Below are 540 nucleotides of genomic sequence, written 5' to 3' on the forward strand. Positions count from 1 at the left end.
ACACCTCGGATGTCTTGATATTATCTTTTAAAAGATTTTATCTTGATTAATTCAATATGCAGTTTTCAAGGTACATGTCTGACTGATGTTTTATCAGTCATTAGAAAACTCAAAGGTTTTTGAACTCTCTAATCACTGGTAAAAACCAGTTATATGGAACAGCACTACCCTGCTGAAGTAGGTTAACACATTCTTCTCAGTTTTATCCATCACAGGTTTCGCCTTTATCTCCACCCATTAAAATGTGTCCGTTCTATATAAAACACTCTCGTGAGTGATTTTAATAAATATTCCGGCACCCACCTGCTCTCCCATGCCGTCTCCAGCATAGTACCATCGGCCGCCTGCGTCTTAACCGTCGTGTTCGGGATGGGAACGGGTGTTTCCCACAAGCGCATCGGCACCGGAAATGTTAGAACCTTGTATCAAAGATTCAACAGTGTTTAAAACCCCTACTTTTCTATTCCTTAGAAAGGAGGTGATCCAGCCGCACCTTCCGATACGGCTACCTTGTTACGACTTCACCCCAGTTATCAATCC

General features: G+C 42.0%; 2 rRNA genes. Both read right to left on the reverse strand.

Annotated elements, in window-relative coordinates:
* Positions 1-290: 290 nt before the first annotated feature.
* A 5S ribosomal RNA gene (gene rrf, locus WMO41_RS15870) occupies positions 291-408 on the reverse strand.
* A gap of 63 nt (positions 409-471) precedes the next feature.
* Positions 472-540 (reverse strand): 16S ribosomal RNA (locus WMO41_RS15875); the annotation flags it as partial.

The sequence above is a fragment of the Ventrimonas faecis genome (assembly GCF_040096075.1).
In the GTDB taxonomy this organism is placed as follows: domain Bacteria; phylum Bacillota; class Clostridia; order Lachnospirales; family Lachnospiraceae; genus Brotaphodocola; species Brotaphodocola faecis.